Source organism: Natronococcus occultus SP4 (assembly GCF_000328685.1).
GTDB classification, from domain to species: domain Archaea; phylum Halobacteriota; class Halobacteria; order Halobacteriales; family Natrialbaceae; genus Natronococcus; species Natronococcus occultus.
Window position 1 is genome coordinate 810,952 of record NC_019974.1, and the last position, 18,532, is coordinate 829,483.

Genomic DNA, 18,532 nt, shown 5'->3' on the forward strand with positions numbered 1-18,532 from the left:
GTCAGGCTGCGGGCTCGAGATCGGCGCGCTCGGCCTCGGCCTGGACGAGGTAGGCGCGGTCGTCGGCGTAGTCGGCGACGACCTCGAGGGCCTCCGCCGTGCTGATCTGGTTGAGTGCCCAGGCGGCGCTGGCCCGGACGCGGTCGGCGTCGTCGTCCTCGAGGACGTCGGCCAGGGGCTCGATGGCTCGGGTGTCACCGATTAGCCCGAGCGCGCGGGCGGCGTTGCTGCGGACCGTCGGGTCGTCGTTGGTGGCAAGCTCCTCGGCGATCGGTTGGACGGCGTCCTCGGCGCCGATCTCGCCCAGCGCCCTGAACGCGGGGCGCTGGAGCTGGACGTTCGAGTCGACGTAGTCGAGCAGCGTGTCGACGACCTGCTCGTCGTCGACGCCGATCTTCCCGAGGATGCTCATCGCCGTCGTATCCCGGCGGTTTGCCTTCTGGACCATCGGCTCGATCGCTTCCTCGGGACCCATCCGCTCTAGGGACTCCAGGCAGTGTTCCTCCATGAACTCCGAGCCAAGCGAGTCCAGCGCGAGCAGGATCATTTCGACGTTCCCGCGCTTCTCGTGGACCTTCAGGGCGTGCCACTCCGGCGGGAAGTCCTTGACGTGATCGAGCACGTCGTAAAAGCCCTCGCGGCGGAGCTGCTCGCGGACCTTCAGATCGGTCCACTCGGTGGCGTCGTCGACGTCGCTCTCGAACTCGTCAGTCGCCTCGAGCAGGGCGGCGATCGTCCCGGCGTCCTCGTCGGGGTCGAGGTCGGCGGCCTCGACGGCGTCGGTGACCTCCTCGAGCGTCGCCGCGAGCCGTTCGGGGACGCCTTCGTCCTCGTCGAGGACGTCCTCGCGGAGTTCGGCGCACTCGGTTGGCTCCAGGTCCTCGGGAGCCGTGACGGAGGCGCCGAGGAGGTCGTTCGTCTCCCCGAGGAAGTCGTCGACGGCGTCGATCAATTCCTCCTCGCCCTCGATCGTCCAGCGGGTGCCCGTGATCGTGCCGCTGACGCCCTCGATCTCGCCGATCACGTCCTCGGCGTAGGGGCCGCGTTGGTCCTCAAGGTCGTCCTCCAGCTCCTCGAGGTCGCTTTCGATCTCGTCGTAGCGGTCCTGGAGCTCCTCTTCGGGGTAGACGACGTCTTCCTCGTCATCCTCGTCGTCTTCCTCGTCTTCGGGAGGGTCGGGGATCTCGAGCCCCTCGAGCTCCTCGCGGAACGCCTTGAGCTTCGGCTCGACCTCGTCGAGATCGTCCTCGGTCTCGGCAGCCTCGAGCTCGGCATCGAACTCCTCGATCTGGGTCTCGAAGGCGTCGAGCTGGCCGCGGATCGCCTCGAGCTCGTTTGCGTCCTCGTCCAGGTCTGGCTCGTCTTCCGCTTCGACCTCGTTGGCAGCCTCCCGCTCGTCCGGCTCGTCGGCCGGCTCCTCGTCACCGTTCGCTTCGTCCTCGCTCATGGAATCACCCGGGGACGACACCGACGCGTGACTTCGTTCATACGTACTGATCGTGTCAGCACGTTCCTAAGCGTTTCCATGCAGGTCGGTTTCGGTCCGTCTGGGCTCGGGCCGCCAGTAGAGCCACGGGCTCAGCGTCATGTACGCGATTCCAAGCGTCAACAGGGCGTAGGGAAACGTTCGGCCCGCAGCCGTCGGGACGAGGATCGCGAGCGCGTGAACGACGCCCATGATGGCAGCGTCTCGAGCGAGCAGGTCGGGGTACCGGATCGGTGAGACCATCAGGTAGGTGAACGCAGCCGTGACCGCCAGGATGAGGACGGGGATCCCGGCGGGATCGCCGGCGAGGATCGCGGCGCCGATGATCGTCGCGGCCAGCGTCGTCTGAACGCCCTCGGTGTAGCTGCCGGTCGTGTCGTAGGCCGTGTACAGCCCCAGCCGGGTGACCGCCATCGCGACGAACAGCGCACAGATCGCGGTGACGACGAGCAGCTCGGCGGTGACGGCCTCGAAGCCGATCCCGAGCCCGTCGGTGACGACGACGAACGCGAGGACGGCGGGGGCGACCGAGAAGGAGGCGACGTCGGCAAGCGAGTCGAGGTACGGGCCCGCCTCGGTGCCGCCGTAGCGACGCGCGAGCAGGCCGTCGAGTCCGTCGGCGATCGCCGCTAGCAAGATCAGTCGTGCGGCGAGTTCGATGTCGACGAACGCGACGACGATCGCGACGAAGCCAAGCGTCGCGTTGGCGATCGTCACCGCGTCCGCGATACCCAGTCGTCCGACGAACCGCGGAAGCATACGTTCGATACGGGAGGCCGATACCTTACGTGTTTTCGTTTCGGCGGAATACTCGCTGATTCGAAGTGGCGAGTGTCCGCCCCCGTCGACTCCGACGTCCTCGATTCGAACGTCGTCGATGGGAGCTCCGCGGTTCGCGAACGTGTTCGCCATTGAGCCGCCCCGTTCGAGAATCGAACCGGGGCCGTTATACCGCGACCGTCCCAAGGCTCGCGCATGAACCGGCGCGTCTACCTCGCCGCCGTCGGAACCGGTGCCGCGGCCGGGCTGGCCGGCTGTACGTCCGTCCTCAGCGTATTCGACGATGACGACGACGGCCCGTGTGCCGGCGAGGACTGTGACATCGGCATGAGCCGCAACGAGTTCCTTCCCGAGACCTACGAGGCCAGCGTCGGCGAGACCGTCGTCTGGAAAAACACCAGCGGCGCCGACCACACCGTCACCGCCCTCGAGAATCAGATCCCCGAGGAGGCCGAGTACTTCGCCAGCGGCGGCTACGACGACGAGGAGACGGCGATCGACGCCTGGCACGAGTACCGCGGCGGTCGGCTCGGTACCCGCGACACCTACGAACACACCTTCGAGGTACCCGGCACCTACACCTACATCTGCGAACCCCACGTTAAGGGCGGGATGATCGGCGAGGTCGTCGTCGTGGAGTAGTCCCGGTTCCGTTCGCGGGACCGATCTTTCGTCGGGAGTGTTTTGCGCGAGCCGTTCCTCGAGTCGTCCATGAACGTCCGACAGGTCGTTCCGAAGGACGCGATTCCCAGCATCGACGCGCCGACGTTCGGCCCGGACCACGCCGGCGAGCCCGACGGCGAGGTGATCGTCCTCGAGGGGTCTCGGCCGAAAGCGTACCCGCTTCGCATCCTTCCCTATCACGAGATCGTCAACGATACGATCGCCGACTACTTCGACGGCGAGGGGTTCGGACTCGCGGCCCACCGCGGTACGGACGGCGAGCGGTCGTGGGATCGTGAGGACCTCGATCCCAAGACGGTCGTCCTCGGCGTGGCGTTCGAGGACGAGGCGCTCGGATTCCCCCTGCCCCGAGTCGAGGACGACGGCGGCGTCGTCCACGAGACCGTCGGCGGGACTGACATCGTCGTCCTCGCGACCGACGACGGCGTCCACGCCTTCGAGAACCCGGGCTACGAGTTCGAGCGAACCGACGACGGACAGGTTCGAGCCGACGGGACGACGTGGGACGGCGTGACGGGCGCCGCGGCGGACGGACGCGAACTCGACCGAGTGCCGGCGCGGCGGCTCTTCGCGTTCGCCTGGCGGGACGATCACGGCGCCGACGCCTTCTACTGAAAAATCGAGAGGTTTCGAGCCGCGAACCGCGGTCGACGGCTGCGTTACTCGTCGGTCGCGACGTCTTCCTCGTCGACGTCGACGGAGGTCGCTTCCTCTTCGGCGACTTCCTCGGGGTAGGCCTCGAGGGTCGTCTTCTGGATCTCGACGCGGCGCAGCGGGTAGATCGTCTTGGCCTCACCGTAGATCGCCGAGGAGAGCCGTCCCTCGACGATGCTGTCGATGAGCTCCTCGAAGGTCCGCTCGGCGGCGGCCTCCTCGATCATCTGGACCATCTGTTCGCGGATGGCCTTCTCCTGGCTCGCGTCGGCCTTTTTCGTCGTGAAGGCGACGGGCTGGACCTGGACGCGGTAGTCGTCGGTCGTCAGGATGGTGACGTAGGCCTCGATCTTCGAGGCACCGCGACGGACCAGCGAGCGCAGGTAGTCACGGGTCAGGGCGTGTTCCTGGAACTCCGTGTACGCCGCGTCGCTGCCGACGTCGGTGATCTTGAAGGTCAGCTTCGTGTTGTTCTCGCTGGCGTTGTCGGTCAGCTCGCCGAGCGTCGTCTCGATGGTTCGGTCGTAGACCTTTTCCGGTTCGTCAGCGGGGGTTTCACCGAGCTCCTTGCGGTCGAACTGCTCGGGAGCGTGGATGGTGTACCACCGCTTTTCCTGTTTCGCGCGTGAAACTGAACGTTCACTCATGATTCTGTGTTATCTGGGGTGTCGGACGCAGTGCCCGCGTCCGTCGGGTGTGTCTGCTGTGCGACCTCGAGCGCGACCGCGAGGTTGACCGCGTAGTCGTCGACCGTCGAGTGAAGCCCGGCGGTCGTCTCGCGTTCGATCCGCGTGACGACCGCGTCGGCCTCCGTCGTCGTCTCCATCTCGTCGGTGTTGTCGGGCGCGAGCGCCCGCGCGATCAGCTCCGGATCGTCGTGGGTCGTTCGGATCGTCGCCCGCCGACTCATCGGAACTCCCTCACTGTCGCGGTGATCGTCGACTCGTCCATATCCGGGTCGTACCGCAGGTAGCCGCGTCGCGGACCGTCGTCGTACGCGACGGCGTCGCCGGTTTCGTCGGCGAGCGTCCGCGCGATCGCCTCGATCGACACGTCGACGACGTCGGCCGCGACCAGGGCTGCCTCGCCGTCGCCCAGCGCCAGCACGGCGGGTTCGGGCGATCGGTAGGCGACCGCGAGCTCGGCGACCGTCTCGACGGGGCCGTCCTCGAGCTCGAGGACGACCAGGCCGTCGTGGCGACTCGCCGCGGCCGAATCGAGCGCCGCGTGGGCGTTACGGCCGTGCGTTCGCCAGGCCTCGAGCGCGGCTCGATCGACGCCGTGACCCATCCCGAGCGCGACGCCGGTACCGGGTTCGGTCCGGGCCGTCGCCGTCAGCACGTCGGCGTAGCCGCCGACGGTTGCAAACGGCGACTCGGGGGTCGCGTACGGCTGTAACGCCTGCCCGATCGCCTCGGCGCTCCGGTCGGTCGCGTCCTCGGCGCCGACCGTCTCGAGCGCGACCAGCGAGCCGATCGCGCGGCGGTCGTCGGTCCCGAGCGCGCCGGGTTCGGGGAGATCGAGCCCCGCAAGCGCGTCACTGACCGCGTCCGAATCGCCGGACCACGGCGCGCGAAGGCGGGTCGAGTAGGCGAGCCCCTCGACGGGATCCGCGGTCGGCACCGCGACGCCCGGGCGGGACTCGACGAGGCCGCGATCGCGTGCGGTCTCGAGGAGCCACTCGCTCTCACCGGCGCCGGGATCGCTCCCGGCCGCGACGAGCCCCGCGAGCGCGAGGACGTAGTCGGGCGTCTCGCCGAACTCGCGGACGAGTTCGACGGTCTCGAGCGTCGCTGCCCTGTCGGTCGCGTCGAGCCGGACGGCGTCGCCGTCAGCGTCGGCGCTTCCGACGACGATCGTCGCGTCGTCGGCCTCCGGCTCGGTGGCGCTCGCCCGCTCGGTGCGTTCCGTGACCGTGTGGCCGACGGTGACCTGGAACGGGGTTCCCCGTTCGCGGAGTGCCCGGGCGAGCAGCCCGGCTGCAGCGAGCGCGTCGCCGTCGGCGCGGGCGACGATACGAACGAAGCCCGCGCTCTCGAGGGGGGCGATCGACGCCTCGGCGGTTCGACCCTCGGTGGACATCGCTTACTCCTCGAGGATCTCGACTGCCACGTCGTAGGAGTACTGGAAGTCGGCCTCGAGTTCGTCGCCGCGGTAGTAGTCGACGAGGCGGCGAACCTTCGACTCGGTGTTTTGCAGGGCGCGTTTGTTCTGGTAGTCCTGGGGGTTCTCCTGGACGTGCTCGCGCAGGCGCACCGCACGCTCCATCAGACTGCGCAGGTCCTCGGGGATGTCGGCTTTCGCGTCGTTCTCCTCGAGGATCTCGGTGATCTTCTTTCCGGTCGCCAGCTTGACGTCCGGAACGGGCGTGCCCGTGACGCCCTCGTCACGCAGCTTGAGCCCGATCTGGCTGGGATCGTAGCCCTGCTCTGCCAGTTCGACGACGCGGGCTTCGATGTCGTCCGCGTCGACGTCGCTCCACTCCGGCGGTTCGTCTGCCGTCGGCTTGTCCGATCCGGACGAGCCGCGACGGCGGGTGTGCATTCGTGCCATTGGTGAGGATAGGAACCGCACTGACCGCTCGAGTGTTCGGCAGCCGGATCTCCGGCTGCCCGTGCACTTCCGCAATCCCAAGCTGCCCGAAAGGGTGGACAGCGAGTCGGATTTGCGGCCGTGCGCTTCCCACCGTCGCTACCGGGAGCAACGACTAAAGGGTTGCGTCCTGAGGCGGCCATCGGCCGCGCTCGCAGGAAGCGTCAGCCCTGTCCGACCATCGACTCCTCGTCCTCCCACTCCTGCTCGCGGAGTTCGTACTTCTGGATCTTCCCCGTCGCGGTCTTTGGCAGTTCGTCGACGAACTCGACGCGGTGGACGACCTTGTAGCCCGCGAGCCGTTCGCGGGTGTAGGCCGTCAGGTCGTCCTCGGTGACCTGCGGGTTCTCGGGGTCGCCGTTCGCGGGCACGACGAACGCCTTCGGCGTCTCGCCCCACTTCTCGCTGGGTGCGGGGATGATCGCGACGTCGCCGACGTCGGGGTGGTCGAAGAGGGCGTCCTCGAGTTCGATACTCGAGATGTTCTCCCCGCCAGAGACGATGATGTCTTTCTTGCGGTCCTGAATCGCCATCAGGCCGTTCTCGTTGACGACCGCCAGGTCGCCGGTGTGGAACCAGCCCTCGCGTTTGTCGTTGAACGCCGCCTCGGTCTCCTCGGGTTTCTCCCAGTAGCCGTCCATCACCTGGTTCCCCCGGACGACGATCTCGCCGATCGTCTCGTCGTCCCAGGGGACTTCGGTTCCGTCGTCGTCGACGACCTCGACCTCGGTCGCCAGCGGGGCGATCCCCTGGCGCTTCTTCAGCGCGAACCGCTCCTCGCTGTCCTCGTCGATCAGCCGCCGGGTCGCGGAGGTGCCGATCAGCGGGCCGGTCTCGGTCGCCCCGTAGAGCTGGCGGAAGTGCCAGCCGAACTCCTCCTCGACGGTCTCGATGATGCTCTCGGGTGGCGCTGCGCCGGCCGCGGTGACCCGCATCGGCGCGTCGCCCGTCGTCGGCACGTCGGCCTCCTCGAGGTACTCCTCGAACAGGGTGAGGACGGTCGGCGCACAACAGAGGAAGGAGACGTCTTCCTCGCGGATCTGCCGGAGGTTCGTCTCGGCGTCGGTCCCGCGGGTACAGACGTGTTTCGCGCCCATCCCCGTGATCGCGTAGATGTGCCCCCAGCCGTTGACGTGGAACATCGGCAGCGTCCAGAGGTAGACGTCGTCGTCGCTGATCTCGTGGTGGATCGTCACCAGCTGGGCGTGTAAGGACTCGGTCCGGTGGGTCCGCATGACGCCCTTCGGATCGCCCGTCGTCCCCGAGGTGTAGTTGATCGTGATGACGTCGTCCTCGTGCATCTCGGGGCGGTCGTAGTCGGCGTCGGCCTCGCCGATCAGCGCCTCGAAGTCGAGCCACTCGCCGTCACAGTCCTCGAGGGCGTCGGCGTCGGTCGCGATAAAGGTCTCCGTGGGCACCTCGTCGCGAACGGCGTCGATCTTGTGGGCGTACTCGTAGTCCGCAACGACGGCGTCGACGCCGGCGTCGTCGAGCATGTACGCGTAGTCCTCGGGGGTCAACCGGTAGTTCAGCGGCGTATGGACCGCCCCGAGCTGCATGATTCCGTAGGCCGACTCGAGGTGGTAGTGTGTGTTCGGGTCGAGTACTGCGACTCGATCGCCCTTTTCGATGCCCCGCCCCTGGAGTACCGAAGAGAGCCTGTCGGCGCGGTCGCCGAACTCGGCGTAGGTGTAGCGGTCACCCGTCGTGGCGACGATAGCCTCCTCGTCGCCGTAGTACTTGCGCGCCCGGTCGAGAAAGTCGGTTACGAGGAGCGGAACCTCCATACACGTGGTCCTTGAGTATCGTTCATTATACTCCTTGCGGATGGGTCAATCGGTGCCAAGACCGAAACCCGCCTGCGGGAGGTGGACCGAACCGGCTCGCTTACTGCTGGCCGACGCGTCGCTCGGCGTCGTCCCAGTACTGCTCGCGGAGCTCGTACTTCTGGACCTTCCCCGTCGCCGTCTCGGGGAGATCCTCGACGACCTCAACGCTCGTCGGCTTCTTGTAGCCCGCGAGGTGATCCGTGACGAAGTCGACGATCTCCTCCTCGGTCGGCTCGGCGTCGGCTCCGGGGACGATCAGCGCCTTCGGCGTCTCGCCCCACTGCTCGCTCGGAACGGGGATCACCGCGGCCTTCTGGACGTCCGGGTGGTCGTAGAGGACGTCCTCGAGCTCGATGCTCGAGATGTTCTCCCCGCCGGAGATGATGATGTCTTTCTTGCGGTCCTGAATCGCGACCATCCCGTCCTCGTCGATCGTCGCGAGGTCGCCGGTGTGGAAGTAGCCCTCGAGGCGCTCGGAGAAGGCCTGTTCGGTCGCGTCGGGTTTGTTGAGATAGCGATCCATCACCTGGTTCCCCCGGACGACGATCTCGCCGATCGTCTCCCCGTCGCGGGGGACGTCCTCGCCGTCCTCGTCGACGACACGGACGTCCGTACACAGCGTTTCGGCGCCCTGCTTGACCTTGAGCTCGCGCCCGCGCTGGGCGAGCCGTCGCGACGAGTTGCTGGTCGCGATAATCGGTGCCGTCTCGGTCAGCCCGTAGATGTGGATAATCCGCCAGTCGAACTCGTCCTCGACGGTCTCGATGGTGGCGGTCGCGGGCGCGCTGCCGGCGGTCGCGATCCGGACGTCGCACTCGCCGGTGGTCTCGACGTCGTGTTCGTCGTGGTACTGGATGAGGGAGTTGAGCACCGTCGGCGCCCCGCACATGAACGTCACGTCGTACTCCCGAACCCGATCGAGGACGCCCTCGGCGTCGAAGGTGCGCTGGCAGACGTGGGTGCCGCCGGTGCCCGTGATCGCGTACGTGTGGCCCCACCCGTTGCAGTGAAACATCGGCAGCGTCCAGAGGTAGACGTCGTCGTCCCGGATCTCCATGTGTTGGTTCAGCACGAGGGCGTGCCAGTGTTCGGTGCGGTGGGTGCGGACGACGCCTTTCGGGTCGCCCGTCGTCCCCGAGGTGTAGTTGATGCTGGCGTCGTCGTCCTCGCTGATGTCGGGCCTGTCGGGCTCGTCGGTCGGCTGGTCGGCGAGGACGTCCTCGTAATCTTCCCACTGGCCGTCGATCTCGTCGGCACGGTAGCCGACGAACGTCTCGGCGGGGATCGAGTCCCGAATCGGCTCGATCTTGTCGGCGTAGTCGTAGTCGGCGATCAGGGTGGTCGCGGCACAGTCGCCGAGGATGTACTCGTACTCGTCGGGCGTCAGGCGGTAGTTCAGCGGGACGAACACCGCCCCCAGCTTGTTCGTCGCGTACAGCGTCTCGATGAAGTAGTGGGTGTTCGGCGCCAGCAGGGCCACCCGGTCGCCCCGCTCGACGCCTCGCTCCGCGAGGGCGTGAGCGAGCCGGTTCACCCGCTCGTTGACCTCCGCGTAGGTGTACTCGGTGCCGTCGTGGGCGACGATCCCTGTCACGTCGTCGTAGAGGTCGACGGCCCGATCGAGGAAGTCCGTGGTCCGCATTGCCGTTTTCATGGTGTCCATTCACAGCCAATGGCAGTATCTGCCTAATCTTTTGTCATGGACATGATCGCCTGCCGGCGGTTCGACCGACGCGACGGTTCGAGGAGCCGTTTCGAGCGACTCTCGAGGACGGGAGCGCGAGGACGAGCGGGGATCGAGGCCGAGGACGTCCTCGACGGCGACGGCAAGCGCTGTCTCGAGGACGGGGACAGTCTCGAGGTGGTGGGGACGTCCTCGGGAGCGACGGCACGGCGAGACGGCGCGATCGGATCGACGACGTACGCTCGGACCGACAACGAGGTTCGGGACCACGTACCGTGTCCTGCCCCGGCGCTGTCGCCCGATATCGAGGGGTTTATACCGGTGTGTACGAAACGAAGAAGTGCAGGCGAGGGCTCGTAGATCAGTGGTAGATCACTCCCTTGGCATGGGAGAGGCCCCGGGTTCAAATCCCGGCGAGTCCATACCCCTACTACGTTCTTCCCAATCGCTATACGGCGCAGGGTACTATATAACTATCTGCCGCTGAGAGGGTTGTGAGTTGCTGTACTTTACCGGCAAGATAGCGCGTCGTGAGTTGATGTAGGATGATACAGTTGGGTCTGCCGTATGGCGGTTTTCGGCATTGGAACGCTTCTGGTGGTTCACGCGCTCGGGGCTGCGTGGAGAAAGAATGGCGATGTTCTACTCTGAGCTTTCGTCTGGCCCGTTCTGCGTCCACGACCAACTGTAATACTGCTCGGGGTCTTCTTCTTTCATCATCTCCGCGAACTCGGCGTCGTTTTGTGCTAACTCCGACCAGTACGGGTCGTAGCCGGCGCGCATCCAATTCGAGTCCTCGTCCTCCTTATTTTTATCACACATCTATCGTCCAATCCTGTAATATGTGTTTTTGCGGTACGTAAGCCAAATCGAAACACTTCAGAAGCTACGGTCTTGCTCAATCTTCGGTTTCTATCCGGTCAACTGCATATCGAAATGCTCGTAGCGCGTTCTCGCCGTCTTCGGTTAGTGTGACGTACTTTTTACGCCCAATCTTCTCGATTTCAAGATACTCTTTCTCTTGAAGCGGTTTCACGACATGTCTATCTAACAATCTATAATATCCCTTCTCCGTCGAGGCTTCAGACTCGATGATGAAAGGGAACTCTTGGTCTAATGCAAATTCGATTAGTTCCTTTTTGCTGACTCCCCGGTAGCGCCCATTAGCCTCCTCTGTCGTCCTCTCATCGATAAATGCGAGGAAAGAAATGTGAAAGTCAGAGGGGCGCTCAATTGGGTATCGTGGAAGCTCAAAAACTTCTGCTACCTCATCGTGGAGTGGCTCATCAGGAATCCGTGATTTCTCTGGTTTGTATGACGGTCGGGCATAGATAGGTCGTGCGCCGGTTGCCATACACGCAATCATTCCCGCGATTGCAGTTATTTTACTTCCGGCGGAGAGGTTGACAAACACCTCCTCGTTGGAATAATCCATAATCGCTTTCGATATTGTTCCGAGGGTGTCATAGAGGTCGAATATATCACACGAACGCTTATCAACCTCGATACGGTCGTTTTCTTCTAATTCTGCCAGAAATTCCTCTATAAATTGAACTGTATGGTCACTATCTCGGTATTCAATTGGGACAACAATATCTGCTTTCCATTGAAAGATGGGCTCTTTTAATCGAGCATATTCAAATCCGAGGGGGAAAATATGAACTCGATTACTGACTGGCGGTGCGTTATTCATGGAGCAACCTACACCTCTTGCAGTAAAAATAGTTCGTTACCATCGTTACCCTTTTCGAGCCAATTGAAAAAGTAGCGCAGCTATCATAACAACGGTCAAGCCGATAATGTCGGTCAGAGAGAGGGTTTCATCAAGAAACACCCATCCCAAAATGGCTACCTGTGCCAACATTGTATTGTTGATAACGCTGGATTCCGTTGCAGATAGCGTCTGTAATGTCCGATTCCAGAGCGTGAACGCGAAGGCCGTATTGATAACTGCCAGCCACAAAACGATGAACCAGCTCTGGAGACTTAATGGTGGTAATCCTTGTACTGCTACTCCCGTTCCAAGAAGGATAGCCGACCCGAATCCCATACTGACCGTCGTTACAGCCACCGCAGATAACGTTCCGTCGCGATTTGCATCCCGTCCGAGAATCGAGGCGAGAGAGTTCGAGAGGAGCCCAACCGCCATAATACCGAGTCCGATTAGCACAAAGGTTCCGAAATCAAACGGATAAAAATAGATTACAACCCCGATAAACAAAATCCCCATCCATGCCCATTGCCGGCGCGATGCTCGCTCACCGAGCAATGGGATGCTGAAAATAGCAACAATAACAGGGGTAAATGTCAAGAACAGGCTAACGGTGGCCGCTTTGAGGTACTGAAGCGCGACGAATTGCGCTCCCTGAGTGACAGCATACATGAAAAGGCCGAGTATTAGAAGAACGCCAAAATCTCTGCGATTCAGCCTACGGACAGACTGATATCCTCCATTATGTAGAAAGAGTGGGAACAGTACGACTGCCGCTATCCCGTACCTCAATCCTGCGAACGTCAGCGCAGGTATCTCCTCAAGTCCGATTTTGATTAGAACATACGAGGACGACCACAAAAGGGTCACAAACAGCGCCTCAAGAACAGCCCGAGTATGCTTTGAAACGAAGGGAATCGAACCTCTTATCTTTCGTGCTGTGTCCTGCCAACTTGTCATCACCGGAAAACAGCGGTCGAAGTTAGTAACGTTATATCCGTTACTATCGTTACTGTTGAATTACTTTATTCATCTCTGTCGAGAAGGGCCGCGCACTCCTCATGCAACCCCGCTGCCGTCCGTCGGTCGCTCGTGTGCCGGCTCTCGTCACGGACGGCTTCCTGACTCAGGTCGTAGATGAGCGCGAGTTCGCGGAGGTCAACCACCAGTAGCGCCTTCGGTGACTCCATCATTTACTCGGCCTCCCCGTCACGAAAGCACGGCCAGCACGGAAAGCCACCTTCACGGGTGCAATCACACTCTGCCGGTTCCTCGGTCTCGGCGGGAACGCCCCCGTCAGCTTGGAGCTTGTCTGCTGCCGTGTTCGCGGTCTCGACGGCGTCGGGGTCGGGGTCGGTGTCGGACTTCGGGGTCTCGCAGGCCACCGCCGCGTTCAGCACGGTCGGGCCGCCGATGGCTGCCAGCGCAACGCGGTGCTTGCAGGCATACTCCTCACTGAACTGGTCTGCCGGGCAGTCGCATTCGACGGGGACGGGCCGACCATTCCGCACCTCAACCCCGACCACGTAGGCGTGGTCGTCTTTCAGGTAGCCGTAGCTCGCGTTCGTGACCTTGACTTGGTGCGGGCCAACCACCGTAAATTCCCACGACTCCCACGCCACGCGCTTGGCGGTCTTCTTGCCGAAGTTGAGTTCGTCAACGATGCTCTTTTCGCCGCTGGTTTCGATAGCTTCCATTGCTTCTCTCCACGGAGAAGCCGGCTCCGGGTGCTGCAACACCCGGACGCTTTCACACATCCCGAGGGAACCGTGCTTCTCTACCAGTTACCACGTAGTAAGAGGTGATAAAGCTACCTCCTTTTACCACGTAGTAACAGGAGTTAAGCCGCTGTACCTCGAAATCGGGATATGGAACGCGAGCGCGATGAGGGCGGGAGATACACCGAGCAACTTACTCTTGAGAGTGTGCTGGAGGTCTTCGAGTTGGCGGAGGTTCCCGTCTTGACTGCGACCGAAGTAGCTGAAGAACTCGGGTATTCACGTCCTGCCGCATACCACAAACTGGAGGAGCTTGTTGAATCCGGCGAGTTACACAAGAAGACAGTCGGAGCGCGGGCTGTTGTCTACATACGGCTGAATGATGGCACGAAGTAGACGAGAAGGGGGGCGGGTTAGTACACGGTCAGGCAGGGGTGGGGGGCTCTATGACCGTCGTTACCCTCACAGAATTTTTCGGAATCCGCTCTCGCGTTAGGGTCTCGAAGCCGGCGAGAAGGCGGGGGAGACGAAAGTATGATTTGCCATATCTCGGCATATTAGGCGTCTATACTTGCTCAAGCGCAACAGCTAAGCTCTCAGACGTTGTCTAATCAATGAGAAGCACGGACTCTGAGCTGCCGTGACCTTTTGCGGGGAATATCACGCCACTTACTCAGAGAGTTCTTCGTGCATCTCAGGTGACAACATATGAGTGACTACTCTAATCCTGAAGAAATCAACTGGACGTATGATGACGATGGACGTATCTCGTGGGAAAAAACTTCCCTTCAACCGAATCGGACATATCTCGACCTCGATAGAGAAAAAGAGGACGTGAAGGCGCGGAATATTCCATACAAGATGACTGCGCCGGCATGGCAGCGTCATCCGCCCTTCCCGAATTACAAGCGCCTAAATCTGTATAACGATGGCACATGGGTCGGAAAGTTCGAGGACAACACATTAGCGAACGAGAAAGAAAAGTGGCACGCTCGCCAAGCAGTTGCTACTCAAATCGGACTGACCGACCTGCAACTTCAGCGGGTGCATGGGTATGGGATTCGGAAGGCAGCGAGAATCCGAGGGCTTCGGAGCGAGGTCGTCTATCTCTGCTTGTGTGGCATCGTCTGCTACGAGGACGGAGCAAGAACACATCCGAACCACAAACCGCGTGACCCGTGGTTCGAGACTGTACGAGAATCCGTCGGCGTGTCAGAGAAGGAATACAGGAGGTGGTATGGAAAGCTATGCAATCGGTTGGATATTACGCTCCAACAACGACGAAAACCGCCCGCAGCACCGACTGCACCTCAATGGTGGAGCCTCTGGAATCAAACCGCTTCCGAGGGAGCGACGGCCTGAGAGGCCCTTTATATAGATTGTTGTATACTAATAAGTGTAGGAGAGAGACCAACGAAACCTGTCAATCAGGCCTACGAGTTCGTCGGGAAGGTCGGTGACTGATGAGAGCAAGGTCGAAAACCTCGTCGGAACCACCTACCCACCGAGTAGCAGTCAGAGACGACCAGCCTCCAAATCGGTTTCTCGCTCTGGTGGATTGGTGTAGGCGGGGTTCCCGTCCACTTCGAGTTCTACCAATTACTGTTGGCCCTCCGTATGGCTCTCACACGGCCCGTGACTGCCGCTGGCTCATTCCAGAATGCTCCGAGGGTATAGATTGTACGTTGGTTACTCAAAGCCGCGATATGGGGCTTATAGGCGGTCGGAGAACAGGGGCCAAGGAAAATAACTGCGGGTAATAAAATATTGTATATTTTAGAACTTATCGAGACTCCGTCGTCTCCGTCGCTGGAGTTCCCGCTTGTCCCCCGTGTCGTAGTGCTTCTTCAGCACTTCTCGGCTCACGTTCGCCCGACCAGACACGTCCTCAAGCTCGGCGTCGTTGTTCAGGAACCGCTGGATTGCCCCGCGCCTTCCCGCGTGGGGAGACCGCGACGACGGGCACTTACTGGCTCCGTGGTGCGTTCGAGCTTCGCACTCGCTCACCTTCACGTCGTGCGGGCACTCGTTGGAGTACCAGCAGGGCCGAGTCATCACGTAGAAGTTCCGCTGTAGCGCACCCTTCGAAATACGGCCTTGGCTGGTGGCTATCAACGGTTCTCGCCCGTATTCGTCTTCGACGGGCGGGCGGTGGTACTCCAGCCACGTCTCGATAATCTCCGTGGCCTCGTCGTTGAGCGAGATAATCCGCTCGCCCTTCTCCTTGTTCTTCAGCGGCGTTCCCGCGTGGGGCCTGTGAAGAACGTGAAGCTCCGGGCCGTCAGGGCCATAGGTGAAGTCCTGCACGTCGAGCGCCCGGAGACTACCGGAACGGCACCCGGTGTGCCACACGAGGTAGAATATCAGATGCCGTCGGTCGGCGTACTCGAACTTCTCCAGATAGTCGAGAATCGCCTCGGCCTGCTTCTCGGTCACGCGCTCGTCGCGGGCCTCGTCCTTCCCGGCCAGTTGGGGCGAGATGATTTTGTCCGCGATACCCTCGGGGACGGCGTCGATGCTCTCACAGAACTGCATGAGCCGGCGCACGCGGTCGAGGTCAGTCTTCAGCGTGGCGGGCTTGACATTCTGTTTCCGGTCTTCGGCGAAGTCGGACACCAATCGGCCCGTCATCCGGTTCATGTCGCTGACGTTCTGCTCGTCCAGCCACTCGATGAATCGGTCGAGCGAGTACCCGTACTCCTGTAGTGTGTTCGCGGAGTATTCCGATTCGTGGTGGTTCAGGAATCTGTTCTTGGCTTCCCGTGGTGACATTGACTCTGTCATTTGCGTTCGCACCTGTGTGCGGGAAGAAGGGTTCGGGGGTCGGATGCCGGCATCTGGCTTCTTCCTCCTGCGGTGTGCAATCGCCCTTGACAGCACGGGAGGGTGGTGGAGAGGCCCCGGGTTCAAATCCCGGCGAGTCCATATTCGTTCTACTCGGACGCTATTCGACCGATAGAGCAGGGTTTCGTGTTTTCCGACTTATACCCCTGAACTCTGATTTGGGCGATTTGAACTGAGTCCTCGGAAAGGGACTCGTTCTCGATTTGATTGTGGGTTGACTCGCCGGGCGAACCCGTCCGTCGGTTTTTCATATTGGACAACCCCGGGGATAGAGAAATAGCTTAGTTCTCGGCTGGAAGTGAAAACGCTTCATCGGAGTCATTACATAACAAGGTTACAGACTGTCCGTGGTAATGGGAAGGTGGCCTGATCGTTCAACTGTGGTAATAGCAGTCATCGTAGTGATAGTAGCAATAGCGATCATCTCGGTGACTATCGGACTATATCTGGAGTTTGGCGATTCGGGATTACAAGCCGCTTCAGTCATCGTTTCCGGCTTTCTCAGTCTCGCTCTTGTGGTGCTCTACTACCAGCAGTACTCTACTCAAAGCAAACAAACGGATCTCATGGAAGACCAGCAGTCCGTTCAGAAAAGGCAGACGGACATCATGGAGGAACAGCAATCTATCTGGGAAAAACAGGCTGAGATTCTGGATCAGCAGAGATCAATCCAAGAGACACAAAATGAGTTGATCGAACGCCAATTTGAGTCGGATGTGAAATTTGCAGGCCCGGTCGCTGCTGACGGAAATAATGTCTATATCAAACTCCGAAATGACGGACCGGGTGCTGTGGGATTTATACGGCTCAAATGTAAGATCAAGAATAATACAGACGGATCAACAGTGATCGGACCGGGGTACGTACAACTCACCAGTATTGAAGACGGCAAGTCTCGGTTACCCCCTCTCTCTGCTTCTGAGATGTTCAAAGCGCGTATAGGATTCCCACCAGAGAGAGAGTTTGGAACAAAAATAGACTCTTACGAACCAAGGGTTCAAACTTATGATAATATGCGGTCGTTTAGCAGCATATTGGAAGAGGTAGCTGCAGAAGTTAGGAATCAGTGTTTGCTATGTTTAACAGTCGAAATAATTGACGAGAGGGGGAAATTAGATGAGGAGACTAACAATGAGCTCACGATTGAACAACCTATTCGAGTTCCACATTACCTCTCGGATGCTGTAGAAAATGGCAATGTTCGGGATGTTCCCACACAGAACCTAATAGAAGGTCTCCCTGAATCCCCTCGAGAGATCCATCCTGTCGAGAATATCTTACAGTATCAGCATCTCATTGATGACGAGATAGAATCCGAAGCGGACAGCCAACACTGATGAAAACTACAAGCTATGCTATGTCTTGATGTCGGCCGACTATTCTTACCTTGGACTCCGGCTAAGCGATAACCTTGTCGAGAGAGGCTCAGATTCGTCCGAGAACGATTCCTCGGGAGACACTATGATAGTCCGGACTCGCCTGAGGAGCCTGAGATAGCCGTCTTTGGACCCGGAAACAAGAGTAGTGAGTCGGAGCCATTACATAATCCGGCTTCAGAATGTAGCTGGTAATGGGAAGCTCGCCTGATCGTTCGGCTGTAGTTAGGTGGGTCTCAACGGCCACCGTAGGGTTAGCAGTTCTTGGAGCTATAGTAGCGATCGTTTCTCTTCCTTTCGTGTACCGGGAATTCGGAGAAGCAGGGATTCAGGCATCCTCAGTTGTCACCACCGGACTCCTCACTCTCGCTCTCATCGTTCTGTACTTTCAGCAATATTCCACTCAAAGTAAGCAAACGGATCTGCAGAGGTCGCAGAAAGAAATTATGCAAGTACAGTATGAACCGCAGATACGAATTCATGGTGCTACGTTTACAGAAACAGAGGTTTCGTTGGTGTTATCAAACGGAGGAAACGGCTCAGCAGAGAATATTCGTATAAGATGCGATCTTCTCGTCAATTTTGATGATTACGACGATCCGGAATATGCTCGAATGGAGCAACACAAATATGAGTTAGATGATTATGATTATGAATTAGCGCCTGCTCCGTCCGGTCTGAGAAGGCACAGAAATACCTCTGCAGAGGGCATTAGTTACCGGGATGCTATTGAGACGGTCCAAGGAGGATACTTAGACTCTGACAATACAGTAGTACACTTCAAAGGGATTCCCCAAGTAACGGAAATTCGGAGTTCTGAACATAATACAGGAAAGCCGCTTCCTGAAGTTTTGAACCAACTCTATAATTCTGGTGTAACATCGGTCTCCATCTATCTAACATTGGTTTGCAATGACCTGAAAGAAGAGTCCTTTTCTTTCTTTGTCTACGGTGCTCGGAATATAAAGTTGGATGGAAGTTTTGAGTCCTTTGAAGCTTTTGAGACATTTAACAGAAAAGAGGAGGGATGGGGTCAAACTCGACTACCAGAAGAAATCCAGAAAGAGGTAGATGGGTCATCAGAGAACCCTCACAATCCATATGAGTATTTCGCTTGTGGGCCTCAGTTATCCGATTTAGAAGGAACATAGACTGATAGCGAAAACAGCTGAGA

The 18,532-nt window shown here is 60.1% G+C and carries 21 protein-coding genes and 1 tRNA gene; 8 read left to right on the forward strand and 14 right to left on the reverse strand.

Features of this window, described 5'->3' with window-relative positions:
• Window position 1: 1 nt before the first annotated feature.
• Window positions 2-1,447: a HEAT repeat domain-containing protein gene (locus NATOC_RS04045; protein ID WP_015320147.1), complete on the reverse strand. Its 1,446-nt coding sequence runs from the start codon at window positions 1,445-1,447 to the stop codon at window positions 2-4.
• Window positions 1,448-1,513: 66 nt separating this feature from the next.
• Window positions 1,514-2,245 (reverse strand): protein sorting system archaetidylserine synthase, encoded by a 732-nt coding sequence (locus NATOC_RS04050; protein ID WP_015320148.1) that lies wholly within the window; start codon window positions 2,243-2,245, stop codon window positions 1,514-1,516.
• Between the two features lie 216 nt (window positions 2,246-2,461).
• Here NATOC_RS04050 and NATOC_RS04055 point away from each other — a divergent pair, with 216 nt between their 5' ends.
• Both NATOC_RS04055 and NATOC_RS04060 read left to right on the forward strand, forming a co-directional pair.
• A complete protein-coding gene (locus tag NATOC_RS04055) occupies window positions 2,462-2,908 on the forward strand; it encodes a cupredoxin domain-containing protein (protein WP_015320149.1) in 447 nt (148 codons plus the stop codon).
• A gap of 69 nt (window positions 2,909-2,977) precedes the next feature.
• Window positions 2,978-3,565 (forward strand): DUF3179 domain-containing (seleno)protein, encoded by a 588-nt coding sequence (locus NATOC_RS04060; protein WP_049888880.1) that lies wholly within the window; start codon window positions 2,978-2,980, stop codon window positions 3,563-3,565.
• A 44-nt stretch (window positions 3,566-3,609) separates the two neighbouring features.
• On the opposite strand, the gene NATOC_RS04065 is transcribed toward NATOC_RS04060, so the two are convergent.
• The 6 genes from NATOC_RS04065 to NATOC_RS04090 form a co-directional block, all read right to left on the reverse strand.
• Window positions 3,610-4,251 (reverse strand): 30S ribosomal protein S3ae, encoded by a 642-nt coding sequence (locus tag NATOC_RS04065; protein WP_015320150.1) that lies wholly within the window; start codon window positions 4,249-4,251, stop codon window positions 3,610-3,612.
• Window positions 4,248-4,514: a KEOPS complex subunit Pcc1 gene (locus tag NATOC_RS04070; RefSeq protein WP_015320151.1), complete on the reverse strand. Its 267-nt coding sequence runs from the start codon at window positions 4,512-4,514 to the stop codon at window positions 4,248-4,250. The genes NATOC_RS04065 and NATOC_RS04070 overlap by 4 nt, the downstream gene beginning before the upstream one ends.
• Window positions 4,511-5,686 carry a hypothetical protein gene (locus NATOC_RS04075; RefSeq protein WP_015320152.1) on the reverse strand — a complete coding sequence of 392 codons (1,176 nt, stop codon included), beginning with the start codon at window positions 5,684-5,686 and terminating at the stop codon, window positions 4,511-4,513. The genes NATOC_RS04070 and NATOC_RS04075 overlap by 4 nt, the downstream gene beginning before the upstream one ends.
• Window positions 5,687-5,689: 3 nt before the next feature.
• The gene (locus NATOC_RS04080) at window positions 5,690-6,157 is read right to left on the reverse strand and encodes a 30S ribosomal protein S15 (RefSeq protein WP_015320153.1); all 468 of its coding nucleotides are present in this window, start codon (window positions 6,155-6,157) and stop codon (window positions 5,690-5,692) included.
• A 203-nt stretch (window positions 6,158-6,360) separates the two neighbouring features.
• Entirely contained in the window at window positions 6,361-7,983 is a 1,623-nt protein-coding gene (locus tag NATOC_RS04085; protein WP_015320154.1) for a long-chain-fatty-acid--CoA ligase, read from the reverse strand.
• A 100-nt stretch (window positions 7,984-8,083) separates the two neighbouring features.
• Window positions 8,084-9,679 (reverse strand): long-chain-fatty-acid--CoA ligase, encoded by a 1,596-nt coding sequence (locus tag NATOC_RS04090; protein ID WP_049888881.1) that lies wholly within the window; start codon window positions 9,677-9,679, stop codon window positions 8,084-8,086.
• Window positions 9,680-9,724: 45 nt separating this feature from the next.
• Between NATOC_RS04090 and NATOC_RS20885 the strand changes: the two genes are divergently transcribed.
• Window positions 9,725-10,069 (forward strand): hypothetical protein, encoded by a 345-nt coding sequence (locus tag NATOC_RS20885; protein WP_083866559.1) that lies wholly within the window; start codon window positions 9,725-9,727, stop codon window positions 10,067-10,069.
• Window positions 10,060-10,131 (forward strand) — tRNA-Ala (locus tag NATOC_RS04095). Before NATOC_RS20885 ends, NATOC_RS04095 begins: the two co-directional genes overlap by 10 nt.
• 220 nt (window positions 10,132-10,351) lie before the next feature.
• Here NATOC_RS04095 and NATOC_RS04100 read toward each other — a convergent pair.
• The 5 genes from NATOC_RS04100 to NATOC_RS04115 form a co-directional block, all read right to left on the reverse strand.
• Entirely contained in the window at window positions 10,352-10,531 is a 180-nt protein-coding gene (locus NATOC_RS04100; RefSeq protein WP_015320156.1) for a hypothetical protein, read from the reverse strand.
• A gap of 76 nt (window positions 10,532-10,607) precedes the next feature.
• The gene (locus NATOC_RS04105) at window positions 10,608-11,402 is read right to left on the reverse strand and encodes an HFX_2341 family transcriptional regulator domain-containing protein (protein WP_015320157.1); all 795 of its coding nucleotides are present in this window, start codon (window positions 11,400-11,402) and stop codon (window positions 10,608-10,610) included.
• A 45-nt stretch (window positions 11,403-11,447) separates the two neighbouring features.
• A complete protein-coding gene (locus tag NATOC_RS04110; RefSeq protein WP_015320158.1) occupies window positions 11,448-12,380 on the reverse strand; it encodes a DMT family transporter in 933 nt (310 codons plus the stop codon).
• A 65-nt stretch (window positions 12,381-12,445) separates the two neighbouring features.
• Entirely contained in the window at window positions 12,446-12,613 is a 168-nt protein-coding gene (locus NATOC_RS22220; RefSeq protein ID WP_015320159.1) for a hypothetical protein, read from the reverse strand.
• Window positions 12,614-13,117, reverse strand: coding sequence for an SWIM zinc finger family protein (locus NATOC_RS04115; RefSeq protein ID WP_157224583.1), 504 nt, complete (start codon window positions 13,115-13,117; stop codon window positions 12,614-12,616).
• 171 nt (window positions 13,118-13,288) lie between these two features.
• Here NATOC_RS04115 and NATOC_RS04120 point away from each other — a divergent pair, with 171 nt between their 5' ends.
• Window positions 13,289-13,534 (forward strand): helix-turn-helix domain-containing protein, encoded by a 246-nt coding sequence (locus NATOC_RS04120; protein ID WP_015320161.1) that lies wholly within the window; start codon window positions 13,289-13,291, stop codon window positions 13,532-13,534.
• A 312-nt stretch (window positions 13,535-13,846) separates the two neighbouring features.
• Entirely contained in the window at window positions 13,847-14,500 is a 654-nt protein-coding gene (locus NATOC_RS21685) for a hypothetical protein (protein ID WP_015320162.1), read from the forward strand.
• A 414-nt stretch (window positions 14,501-14,914) separates the two neighbouring features.
• Here NATOC_RS21685 and NATOC_RS04125 read toward each other — a convergent pair whose 3' ends face one another.
• A complete protein-coding gene (locus NATOC_RS04125; protein ID WP_015320163.1) occupies window positions 14,915-15,922 on the reverse strand; it encodes a tyrosine-type recombinase/integrase in 1,008 nt (335 codons plus the stop codon).
• A gap of 413 nt (window positions 15,923-16,335) precedes the next feature.
• Here NATOC_RS04125 and NATOC_RS04130 point away from each other — a divergent pair, with 413 nt between their 5' ends.
• Both NATOC_RS04130 and NATOC_RS21690 read left to right on the forward strand, forming a co-directional pair.
• Window positions 16,336-17,319 (forward strand): hypothetical protein, encoded by a 984-nt coding sequence (locus NATOC_RS04130; RefSeq protein ID WP_015320164.1) that lies wholly within the window; start codon window positions 16,336-16,338, stop codon window positions 17,317-17,319.
• 233 nt (window positions 17,320-17,552) lie between these two features.
• Complete coding sequence (locus NATOC_RS21690; RefSeq protein WP_015320165.1) at window positions 17,553-18,509, forward strand: hypothetical protein; 957 nt, start codon at window positions 17,553-17,555, stop codon at window positions 18,507-18,509.
• Window positions 18,510-18,532 lie beyond the last annotated feature (23 nt).